The 22357-nt window shown below is 62.6% G+C and carries 31 protein-coding genes; 22 read left to right on the top strand and 9 right to left on the bottom strand.

Going from position 1 to position 22357, the window contains the following annotated elements; translation table 11 throughout:
* Positions 1–131: 131 nt before the first annotated feature.
* A complete protein-coding gene (locus tag H3221_RS22285; RefSeq protein WP_224490746.1) occupies positions 132–335 on the bottom strand; it encodes a Cro/CI family transcriptional regulator in 204 nt (67 codons plus the stop codon).
* A 112-nt stretch (positions 336–447) separates the two neighbouring features.
* On the opposite strand from H3221_RS22285, the gene H3221_RS22290 reads away from it, so the two are divergent.
* The 22 genes from H3221_RS22290 to fdxA all read left to right on the top strand — a co-directional run bounded on the left by H3221_RS22290 (position 448) and on the right by fdxA (position 14868).
* Positions 448–1254, top strand: a complete 807-nt coding sequence (locus H3221_RS22290; RefSeq protein WP_224490757.1) for a LexA family transcriptional regulator — start codon at positions 448–450, stop codon at positions 1252–1254.
* A 140-nt stretch (positions 1255–1394) separates the two neighbouring features.
* Entirely contained in the window at positions 1395–1586 is a 192-nt protein-coding gene (locus H3221_RS22295; RefSeq protein WP_125834627.1) for a hypothetical protein, read from the top strand.
* The gene (locus H3221_RS22300) at positions 1583–1861 is read left to right on the top strand and encodes a hypothetical protein (protein ID WP_196475923.1); all 279 of its coding nucleotides are present in this window, start codon (positions 1583–1585) and stop codon (positions 1859–1861) included. Before H3221_RS22295 ends, H3221_RS22300 begins: the two co-directional genes overlap by 4 nt.
* A complete protein-coding gene (locus H3221_RS22305; RefSeq protein ID WP_196475924.1) occupies positions 1858–2403 on the top strand; it encodes a hypothetical protein in 546 nt (181 codons plus the stop codon). Before H3221_RS22300 ends, H3221_RS22305 begins: the two co-directional genes overlap by 4 nt.
* An 11-nt stretch (positions 2404–2414) precedes the next feature.
* Positions 2415–2699 (top strand): phage antirepressor KilAC domain-containing protein, encoded by a 285-nt coding sequence (locus H3221_RS22310; protein WP_196475925.1) that lies wholly within the window; start codon positions 2415–2417, stop codon positions 2697–2699.
* Positions 2696–3073 carry a hypothetical protein gene (locus tag H3221_RS22315; protein WP_196475926.1) on the top strand — a complete coding sequence of 126 codons (378 nt, stop codon included), beginning with the start codon at positions 2696–2698 and terminating at the stop codon, positions 3071–3073. Before H3221_RS22310 ends, H3221_RS22315 begins: the two co-directional genes overlap by 4 nt.
* Entirely contained in the window at positions 3070–3309 is a 240-nt protein-coding gene (locus tag H3221_RS22320; RefSeq protein ID WP_196475927.1) for a pyocin activator PrtN family protein, read from the top strand. The genes H3221_RS22315 and H3221_RS22320 overlap by 4 nt, the downstream gene beginning before the upstream one ends.
* Before the next feature lie 51 nt (positions 3310–3360).
* Positions 3361–3705 carry a hypothetical protein gene (locus H3221_RS22325; RefSeq protein WP_196475928.1) on the top strand — a complete coding sequence of 115 codons (345 nt, stop codon included), beginning with the start codon at positions 3361–3363 and terminating at the stop codon, positions 3703–3705.
* Between the two features lie 60 nt (positions 3706–3765).
* Positions 3766–4593, top strand: a complete 828-nt coding sequence (locus H3221_RS22330; RefSeq protein ID WP_196475929.1) for a DUF2303 family protein — start codon at positions 3766–3768, stop codon at positions 4591–4593.
* A 63-nt stretch (positions 4594–4656) separates the two neighbouring features.
* Entirely contained in the window at positions 4657–5457 is an 801-nt protein-coding gene (locus H3221_RS22335; protein ID WP_224490748.1) for a hypothetical protein, read from the top strand.
* Positions 5454–6536, top strand: coding sequence for a DHHA1 domain-containing protein (locus H3221_RS22340; protein WP_224490749.1), 1083 nt, complete (start codon positions 5454–5456; stop codon positions 6534–6536). The genes H3221_RS22335 and H3221_RS22340 overlap by 4 nt, the downstream gene beginning before the upstream one ends.
* On the top strand, positions 6533–7108 hold the full coding sequence (locus H3221_RS22345) for an HD domain-containing protein (RefSeq protein WP_196475930.1): 576 nt from the start codon (positions 6533–6535) through the stop codon (positions 7106–7108). Before H3221_RS22340 ends, H3221_RS22345 begins: the two co-directional genes overlap by 4 nt.
* On the top strand, positions 7105–7689 hold the full coding sequence (locus tag H3221_RS22350) for a hypothetical protein (protein WP_196475931.1): 585 nt from the start codon (positions 7105–7107) through the stop codon (positions 7687–7689). The genes H3221_RS22345 and H3221_RS22350 overlap by 4 nt, the downstream gene beginning before the upstream one ends.
* On the top strand, positions 7686–8261 hold the full coding sequence (locus tag H3221_RS22355; RefSeq protein ID WP_196475932.1) for a hypothetical protein: 576 nt from the start codon (positions 7686–7688) through the stop codon (positions 8259–8261). The genes H3221_RS22350 and H3221_RS22355 overlap by 4 nt, the downstream gene beginning before the upstream one ends.
* On the top strand, positions 8254–8439 hold the full coding sequence (locus H3221_RS22360) for a hypothetical protein (RefSeq protein WP_196475933.1): 186 nt from the start codon (positions 8254–8256) through the stop codon (positions 8437–8439). Before H3221_RS22355 ends, H3221_RS22360 begins: the two co-directional genes overlap by 8 nt.
* A complete protein-coding gene (locus tag H3221_RS22365) occupies positions 8436–10115 on the top strand; it encodes a DNA cytosine methyltransferase (protein ID WP_196475934.1) in 1680 nt (559 codons plus the stop codon). The genes H3221_RS22360 and H3221_RS22365 overlap by 4 nt, the downstream gene beginning before the upstream one ends.
* Positions 10112–10279 carry a hypothetical protein gene (locus H3221_RS22370; protein WP_196475935.1) on the top strand — a complete coding sequence of 56 codons (168 nt, stop codon included), beginning with the start codon at positions 10112–10114 and terminating at the stop codon, positions 10277–10279. The genes H3221_RS22365 and H3221_RS22370 overlap by 4 nt, the downstream gene beginning before the upstream one ends.
* Entirely contained in the window at positions 10276–10581 is a 306-nt protein-coding gene (locus H3221_RS22375) for a hypothetical protein (protein ID WP_196475936.1), read from the top strand. Before H3221_RS22370 ends, H3221_RS22375 begins: the two co-directional genes overlap by 4 nt.
* On the top strand, positions 10581–10781 hold the full coding sequence (locus tag H3221_RS22380; protein ID WP_196475937.1) for a DUF4224 domain-containing protein: 201 nt from the start codon (positions 10581–10583) through the stop codon (positions 10779–10781). The genes H3221_RS22375 and H3221_RS22380 overlap by 1 nt, the downstream gene beginning before the upstream one ends.
* Positions 10782–10783: 2 nt before the next feature.
* Positions 10784–11773, top strand: a complete 990-nt coding sequence (locus H3221_RS22385; protein ID WP_196475938.1) for a tyrosine-type recombinase/integrase — start codon at positions 10784–10786, stop codon at positions 11771–11773.
* A 67-nt stretch (positions 11774–11840) separates the two neighbouring features.
* A complete protein-coding gene (gene mutS / locus H3221_RS22390) occupies positions 11841–14405 on the top strand; it encodes a DNA mismatch repair protein MutS (RefSeq protein ID WP_196475939.1) in 2565 nt (854 codons plus the stop codon).
* A 139-nt stretch (positions 14406–14544) separates the two neighbouring features.
* A complete protein-coding gene (fdxA, locus tag H3221_RS22395) occupies positions 14545–14868 on the top strand; it encodes a ferredoxin FdxA (protein ID WP_017678218.1) in 324 nt (107 codons plus the stop codon).
* A 458-nt stretch (positions 14869–15326) separates the two neighbouring features.
* Here the strand turns inward: fdxA and rpoS are convergent, their stop codons facing one another.
* The 8 genes from rpoS to fghA all read right to left on the bottom strand — a co-directional run bounded on the left by rpoS (position 15327) and on the right by fghA (position 22286).
* The gene (gene rpoS / locus H3221_RS22400) at positions 15327–16334 is read right to left on the bottom strand and encodes an RNA polymerase sigma factor RpoS (protein ID WP_004424060.1); all 1008 of its coding nucleotides are present in this window, start codon (positions 16332–16334) and stop codon (positions 15327–15329) included.
* A gap of 101 nt (positions 16335–16435) precedes the next feature.
* Complete coding sequence (locus H3221_RS22405; RefSeq protein WP_196475940.1) at positions 16436–17314, bottom strand: peptidoglycan DD-metalloendopeptidase family protein; 879 nt, start codon at positions 17312–17314, stop codon at positions 16436–16438.
* A 48-nt stretch (positions 17315–17362) separates the two neighbouring features.
* Entirely contained in the window at positions 17363–18301 is a 939-nt protein-coding gene (locus tag H3221_RS22410; RefSeq protein ID WP_196475941.1) for a DUF368 domain-containing protein, read from the bottom strand.
* Positions 18302–18326: 25 nt separating this feature from the next.
* Entirely contained in the window at positions 18327–18962 is a 636-nt protein-coding gene (locus H3221_RS22415; RefSeq protein WP_196475994.1) for a protein-L-isoaspartate(D-aspartate) O-methyltransferase, read from the bottom strand.
* A 38-nt stretch (positions 18963–19000) separates the two neighbouring features.
* Positions 19001–19750 carry a 5'/3'-nucleotidase SurE gene (surE, locus tag H3221_RS22420; RefSeq protein WP_196475942.1) on the bottom strand — a complete coding sequence of 250 codons (750 nt, stop codon included), beginning with the start codon at positions 19748–19750 and terminating at the stop codon, positions 19001–19003.
* Positions 19738–20796 (bottom strand): tRNA pseudouridine(13) synthase TruD, encoded by a 1059-nt coding sequence (truD, locus tag H3221_RS22425; RefSeq protein WP_196475943.1) that lies wholly within the window; start codon positions 20794–20796, stop codon positions 19738–19740. The genes surE and truD overlap by 13 nt, the downstream gene beginning before the upstream one ends.
* The gene (gene ispF / locus H3221_RS22430) at positions 20793–21266 is read right to left on the bottom strand and encodes a 2-C-methyl-D-erythritol 2,4-cyclodiphosphate synthase (RefSeq protein WP_196475944.1); all 474 of its coding nucleotides are present in this window, start codon (positions 21264–21266) and stop codon (positions 20793–20795) included. Before ispF ends, truD begins: the two co-directional genes overlap by 4 nt.
* Before the next feature lie 177 nt (positions 21267–21443).
* Complete coding sequence (fghA, locus tag H3221_RS22435) at positions 21444–22286, bottom strand: S-formylglutathione hydrolase (protein WP_196475945.1); 843 nt, start codon at positions 22284–22286, stop codon at positions 21444–21446.
* Between the last annotated feature and the right edge of the window lie 71 nt (positions 22287–22357).

The raw sequence follows: 22357 nt of genomic DNA on the forward strand, positions 1-22357 counted from the left end.
GTCGTGCGCCAGTCGAGGGGTCAGAGCCTCGCCTGGCACCGGTGCAAGGGGTCAGAGCCTTGCACCACCCCGCTCGCCTGTGTGTCAGAGCTCAGGCGAGCACCCCGCTGGCCCCTTCGGGGGCCGGCACCTTAAGCCGCCTTGCGGCGGCTACCAACCGGACGAATCTCGTAAGCCTGCCAGCCACCAGAAGGCAGCTGACGAACACGAATATCGCGCCCGGACTTGATCATCTGGGACACCGCACTCTGCGTTACCCCGATCATCACAGCCAGTTCAGGCTGCGTTTTACCTTCAGCAAATGCGGCCAGGGTCTGGCCAGTAAATTCATCCATCACCATGCCCTCGATGGGTAGTGCTGACGATATTAGTGCCACTTCTTTTAATTGGCAAGAAAAAGAAGTCCGACTGTTTGCTGCGAATAAGCGGTGCTTATACAGTGTGCGTATGGACATAACACCCGAAATACAGCAAGCCGAAGCAGCGGCTCTCAAAGCCATCATGAAGGCGCGCAAGCAGGCCGATGCCACCCTCACCCAGGATCGCATCGCGGATCTTTGCGGCTGGTCCGGCCAGAGCGTCGTCAGCCAGTACGCCAACGGCAAAATCCCGCTGAACATACCGGCCCTGATCAAATTCTCCCAAGTGCTCAACTTCGACCCGATGGACGTCAGCCCGAGGCTGGCCAAGCTATTCGGCGATAAAAGCCATCCGCCGTCACAGATCGCCTACCAGCTAACCCGCCCAGCGCAAGAGCACCCGCACGCGGTAACTGAACACGCCGCTATATATCCCATCGAGGTATGGGACGATGACACACCACTCGGCCCAGACGAGGTCGAGCTGCCCTTCTTCAAGGAAGTTGAGCTGTCAGCTGGCAAGGGATCGGAAGTAATGCTGGAAACGAGCGGTAGGAAGCTGCGATTTGGGCGCCGAAGCCTGCAACGCAAAGGCGTAGAACCATCGTCCGCAGCCTGTGCTGCAGTCACTGGCAACAGCATGGAGCCTGTGCTGCCTGATGGCTCCACAGTCGGTATAGATACAGGCCGCAAGCAGGTGCAGGACGGCAAGATGTACGCCATAGACCACGCCGGCCAGTTGCGCGTAAAACTTCTCTATCGCCTTCCTGGTGGAGGCCTGCGCGTGCGCAGCTACAACGATACCGAGCACCCCGATGAGCGCTATGAAGGCGAGTATGTGGCCGAACACATCCGCGTCATCGGCCAGGTGTTCTGGTACTCGGTGCTGCTCTGACCTAAAGCATCACCCGATCAAGCCGCCGTCTGGCGGCTTTTTCATGAGCCCAATAAATTTTATAAGTATCACTGTTGACTTGATGAATTAGTAAAGCTAATTTTGCACCCGTACCCCCACTCTGACCTCTGGAGTACGCGATGCAACAGACACAGCACACATCCGCCCAGGTGCTCCTGCACCCGGCATGCACCACCAACCCGGACGCCGTCCGCGCTGTTCAGCAGGCCACTGGCCGCTTTGTAGTGCTCGTAGGCGGCCGCCCCACGCTGAAGCAGCCCCAAACCCTGCCCGCCTTCGAGGACTTCGGCCCTTGGGGAGGTGCAGCGTGAGCACCCACAACGAGCACGAACTCAACGCCTATCGCGCCCGCCTGCTCAGCCTGCTGACGCGGGTTCGCACTGCGCCCGACCTTACATCGCTGGACGCCGACTTCTACATCGTCCTCGGCTGGATCAGCGCCGCCCACTGCCTGGGCGCGATCCGCATCGGCGCAAGTGACAGCCTGCATGAGCTGGCACTCAACGCCAGCCAACATCGCGCCGCCGAGTTCGCCCAGCAGGCCGAGGCGCGCCGGATGTCCAGTGCTCAGGAGCGTGCAGCATGACCTACACCCTGACCCAGCAGTCCATCCACGGGCTGCGCCGTGCACTCAACGCGCCCATGGCTCTGCAGGCCACGCTCCACCTTGAGCGCCCTGCCTCGCGCGTTGCGGTCATGCTTGAGCTTGAGCAAGTCGCGGACAAGCTGGCAGTCAGCATCGTGCTGGGCCATCACCGTTCGACAATCCGCCTGCAGGCCAACGACCCGGCCAATACCGCCCACATCTGCGAGCAGATCGAAGCCATCGCCAACGGCACAGCCGACACCGCCGAAACCGGCGCGATTGGCACCCCGACTGCCCCGGCACGTGAGCCGTTCGCCCTCGACGCAAACGACGAGGCCAGCCTGCGCCACTTGGTGCGCATGGGCGGCACTCGCCACTTGCAGTGCGGCGTATCGATCACCGTGCACAACACGCTGCAATCCATGCAGCGCGACGCGCTGGTGACAACACAGGTCGGCACCGCGCACCTGCAAGCCGGCACACCGGGCGAGCTGTACGTGGTCGCCGCCCAGCACATCGAAGCCGCGTTCAACGCAGCCTGAGGCCCGCCGCCATGAACCGCACCGTGAGAGAGGCCGCCCAGGTACTGGGCATCGCCGAGAGCCAGCTACGCGCCCACCTGCGCAGCATCAACGCCCTCAACCGCGACGGCACCCTGGCAGCCCGCCACATCGGCGGCGGCAAGCTGTTCATGGATCCGCGCGTGACCACTATCAAGCGCATCGGCATCCGCAAGCACTACGCCACACTAATGGTCACCGAGGCCGGTATCGACTGGCTGGCCAAACAGCTCGGCATCGAAATCACCGAAGTACCCGCAAAGGACAGCGCCGCATGAACAAGCCCAACCCAATCGCCGACGCCATTGGTGTCGTCAAGCTGGTCAGCCTGCACCACGCCAACCCGGGCACCGTCAGCGCCGCCACCGTGCGCGACGCCGCAGATGAATGCATCCAGCGCCTGCAGGGCATCCCGCCCCAGGCGCTGGAGCTGGCCGCGCTGTACTGCGCCCTGTTCGCCCTGCTGCCACATCGCTGGCTGCCTTACGTCACCCTCACCGGCGACACCGAGCGGCCCTTTGGCGCGGTGATCACCGACGAGGCCGGCAACATCGCCGCCACCACCATCGGCAAGAGCGTCGAAGGCGTCACCGCAATCATCGCCACCAAGCTCAGCCGCCCCACGGCGGGGTGCGGGGAGGTGGCGCAGTGAGCACAACACTTGCCCTGCTTCAGCTGCGCCACAAGGCCAACAGCCTGCCGCTGGATGAAGTCCGCGCCGAGTACTTCTCGCACATCAAGACCGAGAAGCGCCTGCGCCACCTCATCCGCACCGGCGAGGTGCCGCTGGCCACCTTCAGGATTTCCGATTCGCGCCTGGCGCCGCTGCACGTGCGCCTGGCCGACCTCGCCGCCTACCTCGACGCTCGCGCCGAGCAAGCGGCTTAACCCCCGCGCCCGGCGGTACCGGGCAACTCTCTGACAATCGAGGCACAGCACATGAAACCCACTGACAGCTCAGACTTCATCCAGTCCCTCAACGCCGGCGTATTCGCCGAGCAGTTCGGCCGCGCCGTTTCCGACGTCGCCGCCGGCGTGATCGACCACGGCAAGGAAGGCACCGTAACCCTCACCTTCAAGTTCAAGCAGATCGCGCAGACCAACCAGGTGAACGTGACGCACAAGCTCGACTTCTCGCAGCCGACCAAGCGCGGCAAGAAGCGCGAGGACACCACCCTCGACACCCCGCTGTATGTCACCCCCGAGGGCCTGCAGTTGATGCAGACCAACCCGACCGATCAGCTCTTCCGCAAGGAAGACACGCCCGTTCACGCGCGCAGCTGATCACCCCGAACCGCAACACAGCACCACCTAACCATCCTTACTCTGACAAGGACTACAACGATGTTCGATCACAAAACCCTTGAAACCCTGAACGCCCAGGCCCTGGCGGCCGCCCAGGTGCGCATCCAAACCAGCGGCAACCAACTTATGGTTCTGCCGGGCAGCTGCACCACCCTGAATCTGGAACAGTTTCAGCACGGCCGCGACCGCTTCCGCGGCGCGCTGCACACCCACGCCCTCAAAGCCTTCGCGGCCTACGTCGAGCGCCACATCGGCGGCGAAGACGACAAGAGTGCATCTGGCTTCGTCGATCAGGATGCCATGCGCGCCACTGTCATCTTCAACCTGGGCACCCCGGACGATGCCGGCCACGGCGACGACCGCGCAACCCTCACCCTCAAGCCTACTGCCGCCTACAAGGCGCTCACCGAGATGGTTGGCCGCTCGCTCAGCCAGCAGCAACTAGCCGAGTTCCTCGAGGACTGGGCGCCGCACATCACCGCCAGCGCGGGCGACCAGAAGCTCAACACCCTCGCTGCTATCAACGCTGTGCGTCGCATGCAGATCAAGGCCACCTCGGAGCTGAACAGCGAAGTGGGCGACATGAGCAACCGCCGCAGCGCGATGGAAGAGATCGAAGCGCGCAGCCTCGAAACCCTGCCGACCACCTTCGTGTTCAGCACCAAGCCCTACGACCCGCTGAGCGTCGCCGACATCACCCTGCGCCTGTCGGTGATCACCGGCGAGAAGGCCCCGGTGCTCAAGCTGCGCTGGGTCGGCCAGGAAGCCCAGCAAGAAGCCTTCGCCGAAGAGTTCCAGCAGGTGCTCGAAGGTGAAATCGGCGGCCTGCTGCCGCTGACCATCGGCACCTACCAGCAAGGCAACTAATCCCCAACTCCCTGCGCCAGAGACTCTGACACCTGGCGCAGGGCACCAACGGAGACACAGCACATGACCGTTTCACTCATCACCCTCGCCGTTATCGGCGCACTCGCCATCATCGCCCTGCTCGGCCTGGCTGCACTGGCTTACGTCAACGCACAGACCGCCCGCACCAGCGGCTATGACCAAGGCTACGACGACGCCCGCAAGGCAGCCGCCGACTACACCGCCAGCCTCGAGGAACAACTCTCCGGCGCCGTAGGCCGCCTGGCCAAGGCCAACCGCGAGCATGACCAGCAGCTGCAGGACGCCGACCGCCGCATCGCCATCTACGCCGGCCGGAGCTACACCCGCACAGAGCTGGACTCTATCCGCCGCGCAGCCAAGCACCTCAAGGTCGCCGCCCTCACCTACGACCAACTTAAAGTTGCAGAGATACTGGATCTGAGCGACCAGGCGCAGCGCCACCTCACCGTATGCGGCGAACTGGAGCAGATCGCCCAACGCATCGAGGATCAGCTCGAAGGCAACGCCCCGACCGCACTGCCCAATACCCAGCAAGAAGCAGAAGCCGCCCTGCTTAAAGCGGCTGCCTTCGCCGCTGGCGTACCCAACGGCAAAAGCTGGCTCGTCTACGGCCCCGAACGCTGCGGCAAAACCACCAACGCCCAGGCCATCGCCGCCGCTCTCGGTCTGACGGAGATCGTTGACGACTGGCAGCCAGGCGACCCCGCGCCGATCACCAAAGCCTTGGTACTGACCAACGACCTCGGCCCTGACTTCCCGCCTTTCTACCGCCGCGTGCTCTCGTATGACCAGGCCATGTCGCTGGTGGCTGCAGCCAAGGCAAAGCAGGGGGTGGCAGCATGAAAACCCTGTGCATCTACCACGCCAATTGTGCCGATGGCTTCGGCGCCGCCTGGGTCGTTCGCCAAGCCCTGGGCGCCGAGAATGTCGACTTCCACGCCGGCCACTACGGCAAGCCCGCACCGGACGTTGAAGGCCGCGACGTGATCATCGTGGACTTCTCCTACCCCTATGAACTGCTGGTGCTGCTCGGCCACCAGGCGCGCTCGATCCTGATCATCGACCACCACAAGACTGCGGCCGAAGCGCTGGCCCAACTGCCAACGGCCCCGTCCTGCTTCGCCGAGTGGGCGCCCTCTACCCAGCGTGTGGGCACCGTGTTCGACATGAATCGCAGCGGCGCCGGCCTCACCTGGGACTACTTCAACCCAGGCCAGCCCCGCCCTGCCCTGATCAACCACATCGAGGACCGCGACCTCTGGCGCTTCAAGCTGGAGGGCACGCGCGAGATCCAGGCCAACCTGTTCAGCTACCCCTACGACTTCGAGGTATGGGACGCGCTGATGAACACGCCGACCAGCCAGCTACTGGCGGACGGCAAGGCCATCGAGCGCAAGCACCACAAAGACGTGGCCGAGCTGGTGGCGGGCAGCAAGCGCCGCATGGTCATCGCCGGGTTTGACGTGCCGGTAGCGAACCTGCCCTACATCCACTCCAGCGATGCCGGACACCTGATGGCCATCGGCGAACCCTTCGCCGCCTGCTACCAAGACACCAGCGAGCACCGCTACTTCTCCCTGCGCAGCACCAGCATGGGCCTCGACGTGGGCGAGATCGCCAAGCAGTACGGCGGTGGCGGCCACCGCAACGCGGCCGGCTTCAAGGTGCCGTTCGATCATGAGCTGGTGACAGGCCACGTGCAGGCGACGCTGGAGAGCACAGACGAGCTGAGCGCCGAAACCCTGGTCATCACCAAGGCGCAGCTTGAGGCCATCCGCCGCGATCTCGACGCCTGCCAAAAGGTCATCTGGCTGGCCGGCTGCCGGCCACGCGTACCAGGCGGCTTCGATCCAGCTTACGTGACTGACGCGCAAGAGCGCCTGGCTGAGATCGACGCACTTATGGGAGGTGCCCGCCCATGACCTGGATCCTCACCAACCAAGGCCAGCGCTTCGAACTTATCGACCCGTCGCCAGACATGGTTCACCCGGCTGACATTGCCCACAGCCTGGCCCATCAGTGCCGCTTCAACGGCCACACGGGCACCCACTACTCGGTAGCGCAGCACTGCTACCTGGCCTCTGAACTGGTCGCCCCCGAGCACCAACTTGCCGCCCTGCTGCACGACGCCACTGAGGCCTACGTAGGCGACATGGTACGTCCGCTCAAAATGGAGATGCGCAACTACGCCGAAGCCATGCACATCGAGGACGTCTATGGCGCCATCGAGCGCCGCGTCTGGCTCGCCATCTGCGCCCGCTTCGACCTTGAGCCCGAGCTGCCCGAGGAAGTCCACGAAGTGGATATGTACATGCTCGCCGTTGAGCGCCGCGACCTCATGCCGGAGCACTCTGACGCCTGGGATTGCATTCAAGGCATCGAGCTGCCCGCCTGGCGCATCAAGCCCTGGAGCGCAGCAGAAGCCCGTGACCGCTACTTCCAGCGCCTGCTTTCGCTGCTGAGCACCACCCACCGCGCGAGGGCTACAGCATGAGCACCGTTCACGACCCAATGAAGGCGCCGATCAGCCTGCACGGCCTCGGCTTCATTCAGGTGCAGCTCCAGGCCGGGCAGCGCCTGCACGTTTGGCACCCAGACCTGCCGCGGCGTAGCTGCTTCGAGCACTCAGCCATCCACAACCATCGATTCGACTTCACCAGCACCGTGCTGGTTGGTACGCAGATCAACATCGACTACGGCGACATTCCCGAAGGCGCCTATCACAACGTGCCACCAACCCACGTTCTGTATCTGCACGAAGGCGCCCGCTCGGCCAATGGCGGCAGGCCCTGGACCCCAAACGGCAAGGTGTGCATGAGCGAGCTGGAGTGCACCGAGATCCGCGCCGGCAGCAGCTATCACATGAAGGCTTACAGGTTCCACCGAACCGAGCCAGGTGGCGACGGCAGGGTGGCCACCCTCATGACCAAGGGCTGGGAAGGTCCGAAGGGCGCGCAATCCAGCTGCCTGATCGGCATCGAGCCCGACACCGACTTCGACCGCTTCCAGCTCAGCCCGGCCGAGCTGTGGGCTTATGTGATTGATGTCCTGGGTAGCCGCGGAGGTGACCTATGAAAATGGCCAAGCCCTCGGCCCGCGATATCGAGGCCGCAGAAGAACTGCACCAGTTGCTGCAGATGCTCGATGCCCGCTTCGGCGGGCCATTCCAGAATCACGAAGCCGGCGATGACCTCGCCATGCTGCTGGACAACGGCGACAACGCCTTCGACAGCGACAACCTCCAGCATCTGCAGACGCTCTATAACCACCTGGCGCGCCTGCTACGCAACGCGCCCAACTTCTACGGACGCGTTATCGGCGGCATGGTGTGGGTGATCATGAACGAGGCCAACCAGATCCTCGACCCGGAGTCTGACTGCATCGACCTGCACCCGCGCTTCCAGCAAATGGCAGACCAGCTCAAGGAAGCCGAGCGCGGCAACGCCGCCTTCAACGCAGTGATCCAGTACATGCTCGGCGAAGGCTACAGCGAAGAACCCATGGAATTCTTGCGCGTCTGGAACGACGGCAACTTCGACGCCCTGCGCAATGAATGGCCTAAAGCCCCAGCCGAAATCTACTACGCCGACCCGCTGGCGGATCACGGTGCAATCGAGGCCAAAGCGGAGGCCAGCAGCCATGACTGAACGCGCCCCACTCCCACGCACTGGCGACGACATGGACTTGCCAGCCGGCAAAACCTGCGGCGACTGCGCCCATTGCCGACGCTGCACGCTGATGTTCGGGCATATCCCTGCCGACGAATCCTGCGACTGGTCGCCGTCCCGATTCACCCCCAAGCGCACGGAGGCGCCGCAGCCATGACCGCCACCACCTACCGCATCCACCCCCAACCCAGCTTCAACTTCGGCGGCCTGGTCATCGACAACTTCGCCGGTGGCGGCGGCGCATCCACCGGCATCGAAATGGCCCTCGGCCGGCCGGTGGATATCGCAATCAACCACGACCCCGAAGCGATCGCCATGCACGAGATCAACCACCCCCACACCAAGCACTACTGCGAGAGCGTGTGGGAGGTCGACCCGCGCGAGATCACTGGTGGGCGCCCTGTCGACCTCTGCTGGTTCAGCCCGGACTGCAAGCACTTCAGCAAGGCCAAGGGCGGCAAGCCGGTCAAGAAAGAGATTCGCGGCCTCGCCTGGGTGGCCATCCGCTACGCCGCCACCGTGCGCCCGCGCGTCATCATGCTGGAGAACGTCGAAGAGTTCGTCACCTGGGGTCCGCTCGCCGAGGGTCGCCCCTGCCCGAAGAACAAGGGCCGCACCTTCAACAGTTTCGTCAACGCCCTGCGGCGTCACGGCTACCAGGTGGAATGGCGCGAGCTGCGCGCCAACCAGTTCGGCGCCGCCACCATCCGCAAACGCCTGTTTCTGATCGCCCGTTGCGACGGCCTGCCCATCGTCTGGCCCGAACCGACACACCTGCCGATCGGCAGCCCCGAGGTCAAAGCCAAACAAACCAAGCCCCAGCGCCTGGCAGCGGACATCATCGACTGGTCGCTGCCCTGCCCGTCGATTTTCACCCGTAAGAAGCCCCTGGCCGAGGCCACCCTGCGACGCATCGCCCGGGGCATTCAGCGCTATGTGATCGATGCGGCAGAGCCCTTTCTGGTCAAGGTCAACCATGGCTATGACTATTTCCGTGGCCAACCCCTGGACGAACCGCTGCAGACCATCACCAGCAAGCTGGGCACCGGCCTGGTAGTGCCGACCCTGGCCCCCTTCATCACCGAACACGCCAACGCCAGCACCCAGCGCAACATGCCAGTGGAAGCCCCACTGCGTACCATCTGCGCCCAGGTCAAGGGCGGCCACTTCGCCGTGGTTGCCCCCACCCTGGTGCAGCTCGGCTATGGCGAGCGCCCAGGCCAGGCGCCACGCGCGCCCGGGCTGGACAAGCCACTGGGTACCGTAGTGGCCGGCGGCGGCAAGCATGGCCTGGTGGCGGCTTTCCTCGCCAAGCACTACGGCGGCAACTACACAGGCCCGGGCGCACCGCTGGACGCCCCCGCGCCAACCGTCACCACCGTGGACCATAACGCCCTGGTCACCAGCCACCTGGTCAAGCTGCGTAACAACTGCATCGGGCAGGACGTGCGCGAGCCCATCCACACCCTGACCACGGGCGGCCACATGGGCGAAGTCCGCGCCTTCCTGCTCAAGTATTACGACACCGCAGTCGGCCAAGCCCTGGACGAGCCCCTGCACACCATCACCACCAAGCACCGCCTGGGCTTGGTGATGGTCAAGGGCGAGCCCTACCAGATCGTCGATATCGGCATGCGCATGCTGGAGCCCCACGAGCTCTACGCCGCTCAGGGCTTCCCAGCCAACTACATCCACGACCGCACCATAGGCGGCAAGCGCCTGAGCAAAGCCAGCCAGGTACGCATGTGCGGCAACAGCGTCTGCCCCCCAGTCGCCGCCGCGCTGGTACGCGCCAACCTCGTTGAACAGCAGCAGAGCGAGGTGGCGGCATGAGCAACCTCAGGCGCATTACCACACCGAACGGTGCCCCACTGCAGAACCTCGAACTGCCGTCTCGCTGCGATCAGTGCGGCAACCCGCGCAACAAGGGCAACCACCGGCGCTGCTCGCAACGCCGGCAGGCACTCAACAAGCACAAATGGATGGGCAGACCATGAGTTGCACCATCACGTACATCACCAACGCCCAGCCTGGGCAGGATGACCGCGCTCATAAGCGCGGTCGGATCCCGCGCAAGCCGGTGCAGTGGCAGGCTAGTGTCTGGATGATTGCTCCAGGCGGCGAGAAGACCACGCACTCCATCACCGTCCCGGCCTGCACCGCACAGGATCTTATCCCTGCTATTGGTGACCGCATCGATGACCTGGCGCGCGAGAACGGTCAGCTTTGCGTCCAGTTCGGCTGGACGGCAAGCGCCCACGGCGGCTTGAAAAAGAATCGCAAGGGAGGAAAACGCTGATGTTCCTCACAGAGTCCGAACTTCAAATCCTCTCCGGCAAGGTGAAGCCCAGCGCCCAGGTGCGCTGGCTCAAGGCCGAGAAGATCGCCCACATCATCGGCGGGGACGGCAAGCCCAAGGTGCTGCGCGACCTGGTGGTTGCACGCCTCGGTGGCACCGCCCAAACTCGCCCTGAACCACAGCTCCGCCTGGCTTCCTGATCATGCGACCACGCAAGAAAGACAGAGACCTGCCCGCCAAGGTCTACCGCAAGCACGGCGCCTTCTACTACGTTCACCAGAACAAGTGGGAGCGCATCGGCAGCACGCTCGAGGAAGCGCTGGAGACCTACGCCCGCAAGGTTGCCGCTGCCAGCACCGGCGCCGGCATGCCCAAGCTGATCGACGACGCCCTGGGCGAGATCAAGAAGACGATCAAACCCAACACCCTGGAGCAGTACGAGGCCGCCGCCCGCCGGCTCAAGCAGATACTGGCCGAGTTCGAGCCGTACCAGCTGAAGTCGAAGCACGTCGCCGCCATCAAAAACAGCATGTCCGATACCCCGAACATGGCCAACAGGGTGATCAGCTTCCTGCGCAGCGTCTGCGCCTATGGCGTTGAACAGCAATTGATGGACAGCAACCCCTGCGTGGGCATCCGTCGCTTCGAGGAGAAGAAGCGCGACCGCTACCTCACCGACGCCGAGCTGGCTGCCATCCTCGCCGTGTCGACGGAGAATATGCGCGTCATCTACCTGATGGCCTACCTCACCGCGCAGCGCATCAATGACGTGCTCAGCATCAAGCTGGCCGACATCACCGAAGAAGGTATTGCCTTCAAGCAGCAGAAGTCGGACAAGCGCCTGATCGTCGCCATGACGCCAGACATCAAGGACGTCATCGCCCGCACCAAGGCCTTACCGCGCTCCGCCCGTGGCCTGACCCTGTTCACCACCAAGCGCACCTGCAAGCCTGTGATCTATGAAACGGTGAAGCAGCAATTCAAGAAGGCCGCCATGCGCGCTGGCGTGAAAGACGCTACCCTGCACGACCTTCGAGCGAAGTCGATCACCGACGCCAAAAAGCAGGGCCACGACCCGCAAAAGCTGGCCGGTCACTCGTCCGCCCGAATGACAGAACGATACATCCGGCTGCGCGAAATCGACGTCGCCCAAGGCCCTGCACTGGCCAAGATCGCAGCCGACGAACGGTAACTCAGAGCAAAAAGTATTAGACACAAATGCTCTGTCAAATAGACAACTTACGCTAAGTTATTGATTTATGGACGTTTCAGCTCACACCCCGATGATGCAACAGTACTGGAAGCTGAAGAACCAGCACCCGGATCAGTTGATGTTCTATCGCATGGGTGACTTCTACGAGATTTTCTACGAAGACGCGAAGAAAGCAGCCAAGCTGCTCGACATCACCCTGACCGCACGCGGCCAGTCGGCCGGCCAATCGATTCCCATGTGCGGCATTCCTTTCCATTCGCTCGAAGGCTACTTGGCCAAGTTGGTCAAGCTCGGCGAATCGGTGGTGATCTGCGAACAGATCGGCGACCCGGCCACCAGCAAGGGTCCGGTGGAACGTCAGGTGGTGCGTATCATCACCCCCGGCACCATCAGCGACGAAGCCCTGCTCGATGAGCACCGCGACAACCTGCTTGCTGCAGTCCTGGGTGATGAACGCCTGTTCGGTCTGGCCGTGCTGGATATCACCAGCGGTCGCTTCAGCGTGCAGGAGATCAAGGGCTGGGAAAACCTGCTGGCCGAACTGGAGCGCCTCAGCCCCGCCGAGCTGCTGATTCCGGACGACTGGCCGCAGGGCCTGCCCGCCGAGAAGCGCAAGGGCTCGCGCCGCCGCGCCCCCTGGGACTTCGACCGCGACAGCGCCTTCAAGAGCCTGTGCCAGCAATTCAGCACCCAGGATCTGAAAGGCTTCGGCTGCGAGAACCTGACTCTGGCCATCGGCGCCGCCGGCTGCCTGCTCAGCTATGCCAAGGAAACCCAGCGCACCGCCCTGCCCCACCTGCGCAGCCTGCGGCACGAGCGCCTGGACGACACGGTGATCCTCGACGGCGCCAGCCGCCGCAACCTGGAACTGGACATCAACCTCGCCGGCGGCCGCGACAACACCCTGCAATCGGTGATGGATCGCTGCCAGACCGCCATGGCCAGCCGCCTGCTGGGCCGTTGGTTGAACCGACCGCTGCGTGATCGCGCGGTGCTGGAAGCGCGCCAGGACGCCATCGCACGCCTGCTCGATGGCTATCGCTTCGAAACGCTACAGCCGCAGCTCAAGGAAATCGGCGACCTGGAGCGCATCCTCGCCCGTATCGGCCTGCGCAACGCCCGTCCACGCGACCTAGCCCGCCTGCGCGACGCCCTGGCCGCGCTCCCCGAGCTGCAGTTGGCGATGACCACACTGGACACTCCGCATCTGCAACAACTGGCCAGCAGTATCGCCACCTACCCGGAACTAGCCGACCTACTGGCTCGCGCTATCATCGACAACCCGCCGGCGGTGATCCGCGACGGTGGTGTGCTGAAGACCGGCTATGACGCAGAGTTGGACGAGCTGCAGGCCATGAGCGAGAACGCCGGACAGTTCCTCATGGATCTGGAAACGCGGGAGAAGGAACGCACCGGCCTGGCCAACCTCAAGGTCGGCTACAACCGCGTGCACGGCTACTTCATCGAGCTGCCGACCAAACAGGCCGAGTCGGCGCCGGCTGACTATATCCGCCGGCAGACGCTCAAAGGCGCCGAGCGCTTCATCACCCCGGAACTGAAGGAGTTCGAAGACAAGGCGCTGTCGGCCAAGAGTCGCGCCCTTGCACGGGAAAAGATGCTCTATGACGAGTTGCTCGAGCGCCTGATCGGCCACCTGGCGCCACTACAGGACAGCGCCGCCGCCCTCGCGGAACTGGATGTACTGAGCAACCTGGCAGAGCGCGCACTGAATCTCGACCTGAACCGCCCGCGCTTCGTCGACGAGCCGTGCATGCGCATCGACCGGGGCCGTCACCCGGTGGTCGAGCAAGTGCTGACCACTCCCTTCGTGGCCAATGACCTGGATCTCGACGACAACCGGCGCATGCTGATCATCACCGGGCCGAACATGGGCGGTAAATCCACCTACATGCGCCAGACCGCACTGATCGTGCTGCTGGCCCATATCGGCAGCTTCGTCCCCGCTGCGGCTTGCGAACTGTCGCTGGTCGACCGCATCTTCACCCGTATCGGGTCGAGCGACGACCTGGCCGGCGGCCGCTCGACCTTCATGGTAGAAATGAGCGAAACCGCCAATATCCTGCATAACGCCAGCGAGCGCAGCCTGGTGCTGATGGACGAAGTCGGACGCGGCACCAGCACCTTCGACGGCCTGTCACTGGCCTGGTCGGCAGCCGAGCACCTGGCCCGCCTGCGCGCCTTCACCCTGTTCGCCACCCACTATTTCGAGCTGACCGTGCTACCGGAAAGCGAGTCGGTGGTGGCCAACGTGCACCTCTCGGCCACCGAACACAACGAGCGCATCGTCTTCCTCCACCACGTTCAGCCAGGCCCCGCGAGCCAGAGCTACGGCCTGGCCGTGGCGCAACTGGCCGGCGTACCGGGCACAGTGATCAGTCGTGCGCGCGAGCACCTGGCGCGCCTGGAAGCCACCAGCCTGCCTCACGACCTGCCACGCGAGGAACCCGGCCAAGCGCAAACACCGATGCAGAGCGATCTGTTCGCCAGCGTGCCGCACCCACTGCTGGAGCAATTGACCAAGATCAATCCGGATGATCTGACTCCGCGCAAGGCGCTAGAGCTGTTATATACATGGAAGACGCAGATCTAACGCTCAATACAACAAACTGCTAGAATCGCGCGCAATTTTACGACCGCCCGGTTTACAGCCTGAGCCGCGGCCACATACAGAGCGCCTGGCAGCCCTCCACAGAAAGGGTCCAGGCCGCCGCCCGAGGAGAGAATCAGACATGACCTTCGTCGTCACCGACAACTGCATCAAGTGCAAATACACCGACTGTGTGGAAGTCTGCCCGGTGGACTGCTTCTACGAAGGCCCGAACTTCCTGGTCATTCACCCGGACGAGTGCATTGACTGCGCCCTGTGCGAGCCGGAGTGCCCAGCGCAAGCGATCTTCTCGGAAGACGAGGTACCGGAAGATCAGCAGGAGTTCATTGAGCTGAACGCCGATCTGGCCGAAGTATGGCCGAACATCACCGAGAAGAAAGAGGCGCTGCCGGATGCCGAAGAGTGGGATGGTGTAAAGGACAAGCTGCAGCATCTGGAGCGCTGAGTTCACCCAGAAACACGAAGACCCGCCAAGCGCGGGTCTTTTACTTTCAGAGCCGATGTGGTGACTGACAACGCCCAACAGGGTTGCCGCCCAAAATAGCGGGCAAAAAAAAGGGGCGGCTTGCGCCGCCCACTTTTATTCCCTTATCCCTTTGTTTCCCAACTCATCGTCCTGATGAATCGCTTCTTGCGATGTTCCTGATCGTCATCCTGATGATCTGTGCTTGTCCCTGTGCACGGGTGTGATATTAGCCGTTCCAGGCACCTGCACAACCCGACCAACATTCATCCCGCCTGCTCGAAGAATATATAAGACCCTTAAAAAACAATTACTTATAAGTTAATCCGGCACTAATCCAGACTTTTCAGCACAAACACTGACAGCACCTGTAAGCGATGACTTACATGGACGCGCATAAAAAACCCGGCCGGAGCCGGGTTCGTGATCGAAGCGAAGCCTCACTGAAACAAGGCGTCGCTGGACAAGCCGTTCTTCTCCAGGATTTCCCGCAAACGCTTGAGCGCCTCGACCTGAATCTGCCGCACCCGCTCGCGAGTCAGACCGATTTCCTGACCCACTTCTTCCAGGGTACAGCTTTCATGACCACGCAGACCGAAGCGGCGCACCACGACTTCCCGTTGTTTGTCGGTCAGGTCGGAAAGCCACTGATCGATGCTTTGCGACAGATCATCGTCCTGCAACAGCTCGCAAGGATCGGTCGGGCGATCATCGGTCAGGGTGTCGAGCAGTGTCTTGTCCGAGTCGGGACCGAGCGAGACGTCCACCGAGGACACTCGCTCGTTAAGGCCAAGCATGCGCTTGACCTCACCCACCGGCTTTTCCAGCAGGTTGGCAATTTCTTCCGCAGAAGGCTCATGGTCGAGCTTCTGGGTCAGCTCCCGAGCCGCACGCAGGTAAACGTTGAGCTCCTTGACCACATGAATGGGCAAACGGATGGTCCGCGTCTGGTTCATGATGGCACGTTCGATGGTCTGGCGGATCCACCAGGTTGCATAGGTCGAGAAACGGAACCCCCGCTCCGGATCGAATTTTTCCACGGCGCGAATCAAGCCGAGGTTGCCCTCCTCGATCAGATCGAGCAGAGAGAGACCACGATTGACGTAACGCCGAGCGATCTTCACGACCAGGCGCAGGTTGCTCTCGATCATGCGCTTGCGCCCGGCAGGATCACCCTTCTGCGCCAGACGCGCGAAGTGCACTTCCTCTTCGGGAGTGAGTAAGGGAGAGAAACCAATTTCGTTGAGATAGAGCTGAGTGGCGTCTAGCGCCCGGGTGTAGTCGATGTATTTGTGCTGCTTGGAGGGGGTGGCGTTCTTGGCCTTGGTACGTGCGACCGGTGCTTCCACCTCATCGCCCTGAACCTCGCCGAAAACGATGCCTGGCTCCATGAGGAGCAGTTCATCGTCGACGTCAAACTCCGGCGCTTCTTTTTTGATGAGAGCCATTGTTGTTGTCCCTAGCTGAGTTCGACAACAGACTCTGGCGGAACCGTCCTGGCCACACCTGAGCCCGTCCCTCCTACGTGATGGAACGGGTCAGCGACGGATCAACGACGTGGCAGATATTGCAGCGGATCGACAGGTTTACCTTGGCGGCGAATCTCGAAGTGCAGCTTCACCCGGTCGGCCCCTGTGGACCCCATTTCGGCAATGCTTTGCCCGGCTTTGACCTGCTGCCCCTCCCGTACCAACAACCTGCGGTTATGACCGTAAGCACTTACGTAGGTATCGCTGTGCTTGATGATGATCAACTCGCCGTAGCCCCGCAAACCACTCCCGGCGTACACCACTGACCCATCAGACGCAGCTAAAACAGGCTGTCCTAATTGCCCTGCGATATCAATGCCTTTATTCAAACTACCGTTTGAGGAAAAACGACTGATCACTGCGCCCTCGGTTGGCCAGGACCACCCACTGGCAGAGCGACTCACAGGTGTTACTGGTGTAGTCGCTGGCGTGTTGGCTGCCGGCGGGCGGGCAGGTTGAGTTGCAGGTGGCGCAGTCACGGCAACCGGCGGACGACTGGGCACTGGCTGGGTGACAACGGGCGAGGTGGCTGGAGACGGTTTCGAAACGACTGGCTGAGAGCTGCCCAACGGGCGGTTGTCGAAACGGATCGTCTGCCCCACGCGGATCAGATAAGGGTCGCGCAAGCCATTATGAGCAGCGAGTGCCTTCCAATCCCAGCCAAAACGAAAAGCGATCGAATAGAGCGTATCGCCGCGCTGCACCACATAGTGACCGTTGCGCACGGGCTGACGCTGCACCACCGGAGCACGCCCCTGATTCTGCCCACGGTCGACCACCTGCACACCGCCAGGAGGCGAACTGACGCAGCCGACCAACGCGGAGGCAGCAAGTATCGCGAGCAGCAGACGAGCGGCTGCAACTGCGCGGACTAGCACGTGAAGGACGGTCCAACTCACCCAACTGCTCCCTGAATGATTCCGAGTACGGCGCCTATTGTGCCGTATTTATTCCGTGCGGCCAGCATCGACCGGCCGACGACTTGCCAGCCATTCCAGGCCCAGCACCAGGACGATACCGCCGATTGCCAGCAGCACGGCGAGCAACAGCTGCGGGTCCTGACCACTGATTTCGGCAAAATGTCCCGGCAGCAGATTGTGCTCCAGTAGCGGGACCTGCTCGCCCTTGCTGTCGATACGCCAGCTCAGGGTTTCTTTCCAGGGCCAGACCTTGTTCAGCGAACCCAGCATCAAACCGACCAGAAACGCCAGGCTCATGTCGCGCCAGCGTGACAGCAGCCAGCTGAGCAAGCGAGCGAAACTGAGAATTCCAACCAGACAGCCGCTGGCGAATACAGCCAGGACCAGCATATCGAGGTCTTTCACCGCGCCCAGCACCACAGAATAGAGGCCGAGCAAAAGCAGGATGAAGCTGCCCGAGATACCCGGCAGGATCATCGCGCAGATGGCGATGGCGCCGGCCAGGAACAGGGTTGCCAGGTCACTGCCCCACTGCATTGGGGAGGCGACGGTGATCCAGTAGGCGAAAGCCAGACCAAGCAGAAAGCTCACCGCCCTGCTCCAGTTCCAGCGTTTGATCTCTCGCCCGACCAGATAGGTGGACACCAGAATCAGGCCAAAGAAGAACGACCATACCGGAATCGGATGATGCTCCAGCAGATAGGTGATCAGCCGCGCGAGCGTGAGGATGCTGGTCAGGATGCCGCACAGCAGCACCAGCAGGAATGTCGCGTTGGCCATCTGCCAGGCGTCTTTGACTCGACCGCGCAGTAACAGCAGGAACGCTTCGGGAATGCTGGCGATGGAGCGCAACAACTCGTCATAAATGCCACTGATAAAAGCGATGGTGCCACCGGAAACGCCGGGCACGACATCTGCAGCGCCCATCGCCAAGCCCTTGGCATAGAGCAGAAAATGTTTCTTCATGGATCCTTCCGCAGCGAAAAAGCGATCAAGCCAGCGGCCCGTTGAGTAGTGGCACGAAGCGCACCGCATCGAGCACGTGACGGGAAAAACCATCCTCTTCACGCACGATCAACAGCAGTTGCTGCACATCGCCACTGCCGACCGGAATGACCAGGCGTCCACCTGGTGCCAGTTGATCAAGCAGGGCCTGCGGCACTTGCGCGGCGGCAGCGGTGACGATGATGCCGTTATAAGGACCGAGCGCGTTCCAACCTTCCCAGCCATCACCCCAGCGAAAGACCACGTTGCGCAGCTTGAGTTCGGCCAGACGCTCCTTGGCGCGGTCCTGCAGCACCTGAATGCGTTCCACCGAGAATACCCGCTCGACCAGTTGCGCCAGTACGGCAGTCTGGTAACCGGAACCGGTGCCAATCTCCAGCACCTTGTCCAGCGGCCCCGCTGCCAGCAGCAGCTCGGTCATGCGACCGACCATATAGGGCTGGGAAATGGTCTGGTTATGGCCGATGGGTAGTGCAGTATCTTCATAGGCGCGATGCGCCAGGGCCTCGTCGACGAACAGATGGCGCGGCGTACGGCGGATCACCTCCAGTACCTGCGCGTTGGACAACCCCTCCTCGTAGAGGCGCTGAATCAATCGTTCGCGGGTGCGCTGCGAGGTCATGCCGATCCCGCTGCGCTGCATCTCGTCCTGTCCACGCATCAGAAGATGCCCTCCAGCCAGCCATCCATAGATTCGAGGGCCTCATTGAACGTGCGATCGAGCCGTAGCGGCGTGATCGATACATAACCTTGCATCACGGCATGGAAATCGGTGCCCTGACTGCCGTCCTCGACATCACCGGCGGCAGCGATCCAGTAACCTTCCTTGCCACGCGGGTTGACCACCTTGACCGGTGCAGCCGCGCGCGCGCGATGCCCAAGACGGGTCAGCTGCACGCCACGGATATGTTCCAGCGGCAGGTTCGGCACATTGACGTTGAGCACCGTGCGCGGTGGCAAATCCAGGGTCGCATGTGCCTCGACCAGCTTGCGCGCGAAATAGGCAGCAGTAGGCAGATTATCGGGCAGACGCGAAAGCAGCGAGAACGCGAACGCCGGCTTGTTCAGAAAACGTCCTTCCAGCGCTGCGGCGACGGTGCCGGAATAGAGCACGTCATCACCCAGGTTGGCACCCAGGTTGATGCCGGAGACGACCATATCCGGCGTTTGCTCGAGCAAGCCATTGAGGCCCAGGTGCACACAGTCGGTAGGCGTGCCATTGAGACTGATGAAGCCATTGGCCAAGATCATGGGATGCAGCGGACGGTCGAGCGTCAGCGCACTGCTGGCACCGCTCTTGTCTTCGGCAGGCGCGATCACCACGCAATCGGCATAGTCAGCCAGCGCTTGGTGCAACGCAGCGATACCGGGCGCGTTCACCCCGTCGTCGTTGGAAATCAGAATTCGCATGGAGTATCCGTCTGCCCTGCTGGCACCAGATCGAGCAATTCGCGCACCACCACGGTGGCGAAACACCCGGCCGGCAGGACGAATGCAAGTTGCAGAATATCGGGTTCGGGATAATGCCATGACAGGCCGCCAATGGGGAGGCGCAGAATTCGCCGTTCGTGCGCCATGTCCGCCTTGATCAGCCATTGCACCAGTTGCGCAGCGTCATCGGCCACGCTTTGCTCGAGCTGCTGGGTAGCGCCGCTGGTCGGCAGAGCGCCATCGCCCCACAGCGGCCCGGTGGGATGCAGATCGAGAATGGCCAGGCGCGGGTCCACGCACTCGGCCTCACCGGCCATGAAGAAACTGCGGCTGGCAGTGAAGGCCAGCAAGTCACCCATCTGTGCCTGGTTCCAGGTGCCCGCAGCGACGCGCTTGGCCAGCACCTGATTGAACAGATAGCTGCGCACCGAGGACAGCAGGCGCGAACGCAGGTTGCGCTGCATCGGTAGCTCCAGGCGCGCGGCAAAATCGCGAGCCTGTTCGACATTGCCGCCATCGAAGCCGAAGCGTTGCAGGCCGAAATAATTGGGCACGCCTTGCGCAGCGATACGCTGCAGGCGCTGCTCCAGCGCATCGCGGTCCGCCTCCAGGGCCGTCAGGCGCAAGGTGAAACCATTGGCGGCATGGGCACCGCGCTGCAATTTTCGGTTGTGCCGCTGGCTGCGCAGGATGACCAGATCATCGCCCTGCGCGGCCGCCAGATCGGGATCGGCCTTGCCCGGCAGGTGCAGGCTGAGCCACTGCCGGGTCAGCGCCTGACGATCCTTGAGGCCCGCATAACTGACCGCCTTGAGCGGCAGGCCGGCAGCACGGGCGACACGCCGGGCGGCCTCTTCGGTATTCAGGCCGCGCTTTTCCACCCATAGCCAGAGGTGCTCGCCCTGCCCAGTGAGTGGGATGTCGAGCACCTCGTCGACCTGAAAGTCCTCGGCCGTGGCCTTGAGCACCGCGCGCCCGCAGGCATCGCCGTGGGCACGCGGCCCGAGCAATTGCAGCTCCTTCATGCCTTGACCAGCAGGGCCACGGCGTGCACCGCGATACCTTCCTCACGACCGGTAAAACCCAGCTTCTCGGTGGTGGTGGCCTTGACGTTGACCTGATCCAGCTCGATGCCCAGATCCTCGGCGATGCGCTCGCGCATGCTCTGAATGTGCGGAGCCATCTTCGGCGCCTGGGCGATGATGGTAGCGTCGACGTTACCCACCGCGTAGCCCTTGGCACGCACCAGCCCCATCACATGGCGCAACAGCACGCGGCTGTCAGCGCCCTTGAAGGTCGGATCGGTATCGGGGAAGTGCTTGCCGATATCGCCCAGCGCCACGGCGCCAAGCAGCGCATCACTCAGGGCGTGCAGCAGCACGTCACCGTCGGAATGAGCGACAAGACCGAATTTATGGGGAATCCGTACGCCGCCGAGGGTGATGAAATCGCCTTCGCCGAAGCGGTGTACGTCATAGCCATGACCGATACGCATAAAGAACAACGCCCTGAAAAAGTCAGGGCGTGATTCTAACCGCATTGCCCGTAGCCCGGATGAAATCCGGGAAATTCGCACCCCGGATTTCATCCGGGCTACGCCGGCTGCCGCTGCTGGGCGCGCCATGCGCACCAAGGGTCAGAGTTTGCCCTGATGCGCGCAGCACAGATCGACCTACGTCAACGCCTCGGCGTGATGACGCAGGTGGTCGTCGATAAAGCTGGCGATGAAGTAATAGCTGTGGTCATAGCCAGGCTGCATTCGCAGCATCAGCGGATGACCGACAGCCTTGGCGACCGTCTGCAACGCCTGGGGTTTGAGCTGGCCCTCGAGGAAATCGTCACGATCACCCTGATCGATCAGAATCGGCAGCTTCTCGCTGGCCTCGGCGATCAGCACGCTGGCATCCCACTCACGCCAACGCGAACGCTCCTCGCCCAGGTACAGAGAGAAGGCCTTCTCGCCCCAGGGGCAGTTCATCGGATTGCTGATCGGCGCAAACGCTGACACCGACTGATAATGCCCTGGATTCTTTAGCGCGCAGATCAGCGCCCCGTGACCACCCATGGAGTGACCGGCGATGCCGCGCCTGTCCGAAACCGGGAAGTTGGCTTCGATCAGCGCCGGCAACTCCTGCACCACGTAGTCATACATGCGGTAGTGCCGCGCGAAGGGTTCCTGGGTCGCGTTGACATAGAAGCCGGCACCCAGACCGAAGTCGTAGGCGCCGTTGGCGTCATCGGCCACCCCCTCGCCACGCGGGCTGGTGTCCGGCGCGACGATGATCAGCCCCAACTCGGCGGCCATGCGCTGGGCGCCGGCTTTCTGCATGAAATTCTCGTCCGTGCAGGTCAGACCACTGAGCCAGTACAACACCGGCAGCTTGGCGCCCTGCTCGGCCTGAGGCGGAAGGTAGACCGCGAACACCATGTCGCAATTGAGGCTGCTAGAGCGATGGCGATAGCGCTTGTGCCAACCACCGAAGCTCTTGTTGCTGGAAACGATTTCGAGGGTCATGAGCATCTCCCGTAGGGTGCGCCGTGCGCACCACTTGATCCGGGTGCGCATGGCGCACCCTACAGTCAGGT

Source organism: Pseudomonas chaetocerotis, from assembly GCF_015712105.2.
In the GTDB taxonomy this organism is placed as follows: domain Bacteria; phylum Pseudomonadota; class Gammaproteobacteria; order Pseudomonadales; family Pseudomonadaceae; genus Aquipseudomonas; species Aquipseudomonas chaetocerotis.

Bases quoted from the DNA above. Each gene is read 5' to 3' on its own strand.
- H3221_RS22310 (WP_196475925.1), top strand. From the start codon at position 2,415: ATGAACCGCACCGTGAGAGAGGCCGCCCAGGTACTGGGCATCGCCGAG.
- truD (WP_196475943.1), bottom strand. From the start codon at position 20,796: ATGAAGGAGCTGCAATTGCTCGGGCCGCGTGCCCACGGCGATGCCTGC.
- H3221_RS22355 (WP_196475932.1), top strand. From the start codon at position 7,686: ATGAAAATGGCCAAGCCCTCGGCCCGCGATATCGAGGCCGCAGAAGAA.
- surE (WP_196475942.1), bottom strand. From the start codon at position 19,750: ATGCGAATTCTGATTTCCAACGACGACGGGGTGAACGCGCCCGGTATC.
- ispF (WP_196475944.1), bottom strand. From the start codon at position 21,266: ATGCGTATCGGTCATGGCTATGACGTACACCGCTTCGGCGAAGGCGAT.
- H3221_RS22370 (WP_196475935.1), top strand. From the start codon at position 10,112: ATGAGCAACCTCAGGCGCATTACCACACCGAACGGTGCCCCACTGCAG.
- H3221_RS22330 (WP_196475929.1), top strand. From the start codon at position 3,766: ATGTTCGATCACAAAACCCTTGAAACCCTGAACGCCCAGGCCCTGGCG.
- H3221_RS22295 (WP_125834627.1), top strand. From the start codon at position 1,395: ATGCAACAGACACAGCACACATCCGCCCAGGTGCTCCTGCACCCGGCA.
- mutS (WP_196475939.1), top strand. From the start codon at position 11,841: ATGGACGTTTCAGCTCACACCCCGATGATGCAACAGTACTGGAAGCTG.
- H3221_RS22380 (WP_196475937.1), top strand. From the start codon at position 10,581: ATGTTCCTCACAGAGTCCGAACTTCAAATCCTCTCCGGCAAGGTGAAG.
- H3221_RS22305 (WP_196475924.1), top strand. From the start codon at position 1,858: ATGACCTACACCCTGACCCAGCAGTCCATCCACGGGCTGCGCCGTGCA.
- H3221_RS22290 (WP_224490757.1), top strand. From the start codon at position 448: ATGGACATAACACCCGAAATACAGCAAGCCGAAGCAGCGGCTCTCAAA.
- H3221_RS22385 (WP_196475938.1), top strand. From the start codon at position 10,784: ATGCGACCACGCAAGAAAGACAGAGACCTGCCCGCCAAGGTCTACCGC.
- H3221_RS22360 (WP_196475933.1), top strand. From the start codon at position 8,254: ATGACTGAACGCGCCCCACTCCCACGCACTGGCGACGACATGGACTTG.
- H3221_RS22315 (WP_196475926.1), top strand. From the start codon at position 2,696: ATGAACAAGCCCAACCCAATCGCCGACGCCATTGGTGTCGTCAAGCTG.
- H3221_RS22285 (WP_224490746.1), bottom strand. From the start codon at position 335: ATGGATGAATTTACTGGCCAGACCCTGGCCGCATTTGCTGAAGGTAAA.
- fghA (WP_196475945.1), bottom strand. From the start codon at position 22,286: ATGACCCTCGAAATCGTTTCCAGCAACAAGAGCTTCGGTGGTTGGCAC.
- H3221_RS22335 (WP_224490748.1), top strand. From the start codon at position 4,657: ATGACCGTTTCACTCATCACCCTCGCCGTTATCGGCGCACTCGCCATC.
- H3221_RS22345 (WP_196475930.1), top strand. From the start codon at position 6,533: ATGACCTGGATCCTCACCAACCAAGGCCAGCGCTTCGAACTTATCGAC.
- H3221_RS22325 (WP_196475928.1), top strand. From the start codon at position 3,361: ATGAAACCCACTGACAGCTCAGACTTCATCCAGTCCCTCAACGCCGGC.
- H3221_RS22415 (WP_196475994.1), bottom strand. From the start codon at position 18,962: ATGACCTCGCAGCGCACCCGCGAACGATTGATTCAGCGCCTCTACGAG.
- fdxA (WP_017678218.1), top strand. From the start codon at position 14,545: ATGACCTTCGTCGTCACCGACAACTGCATCAAGTGCAAATACACCGAC.
- H3221_RS22365 (WP_196475934.1), top strand. From the start codon at position 8,436: ATGACCGCCACCACCTACCGCATCCACCCCCAACCCAGCTTCAACTTC.
- rpoS (WP_004424060.1), bottom strand. From the start codon at position 16,334: ATGGCTCTCATCAAAAAAGAAGCGCCGGAGTTTGACGTCGACGATGAA.
- H3221_RS22410 (WP_196475941.1), bottom strand. From the start codon at position 18,301: ATGAAGAAACATTTTCTGCTCTATGCCAAGGGCTTGGCGATGGGCGCT.
- H3221_RS22340 (WP_224490749.1), top strand. From the start codon at position 5,454: ATGAAAACCCTGTGCATCTACCACGCCAATTGTGCCGATGGCTTCGGC.
- H3221_RS22350 (WP_196475931.1), top strand. From the start codon at position 7,105: ATGAGCACCGTTCACGACCCAATGAAGGCGCCGATCAGCCTGCACGGC.
- H3221_RS22375 (WP_196475936.1), top strand. From the start codon at position 10,276: ATGAGTTGCACCATCACGTACATCACCAACGCCCAGCCTGGGCAGGAT.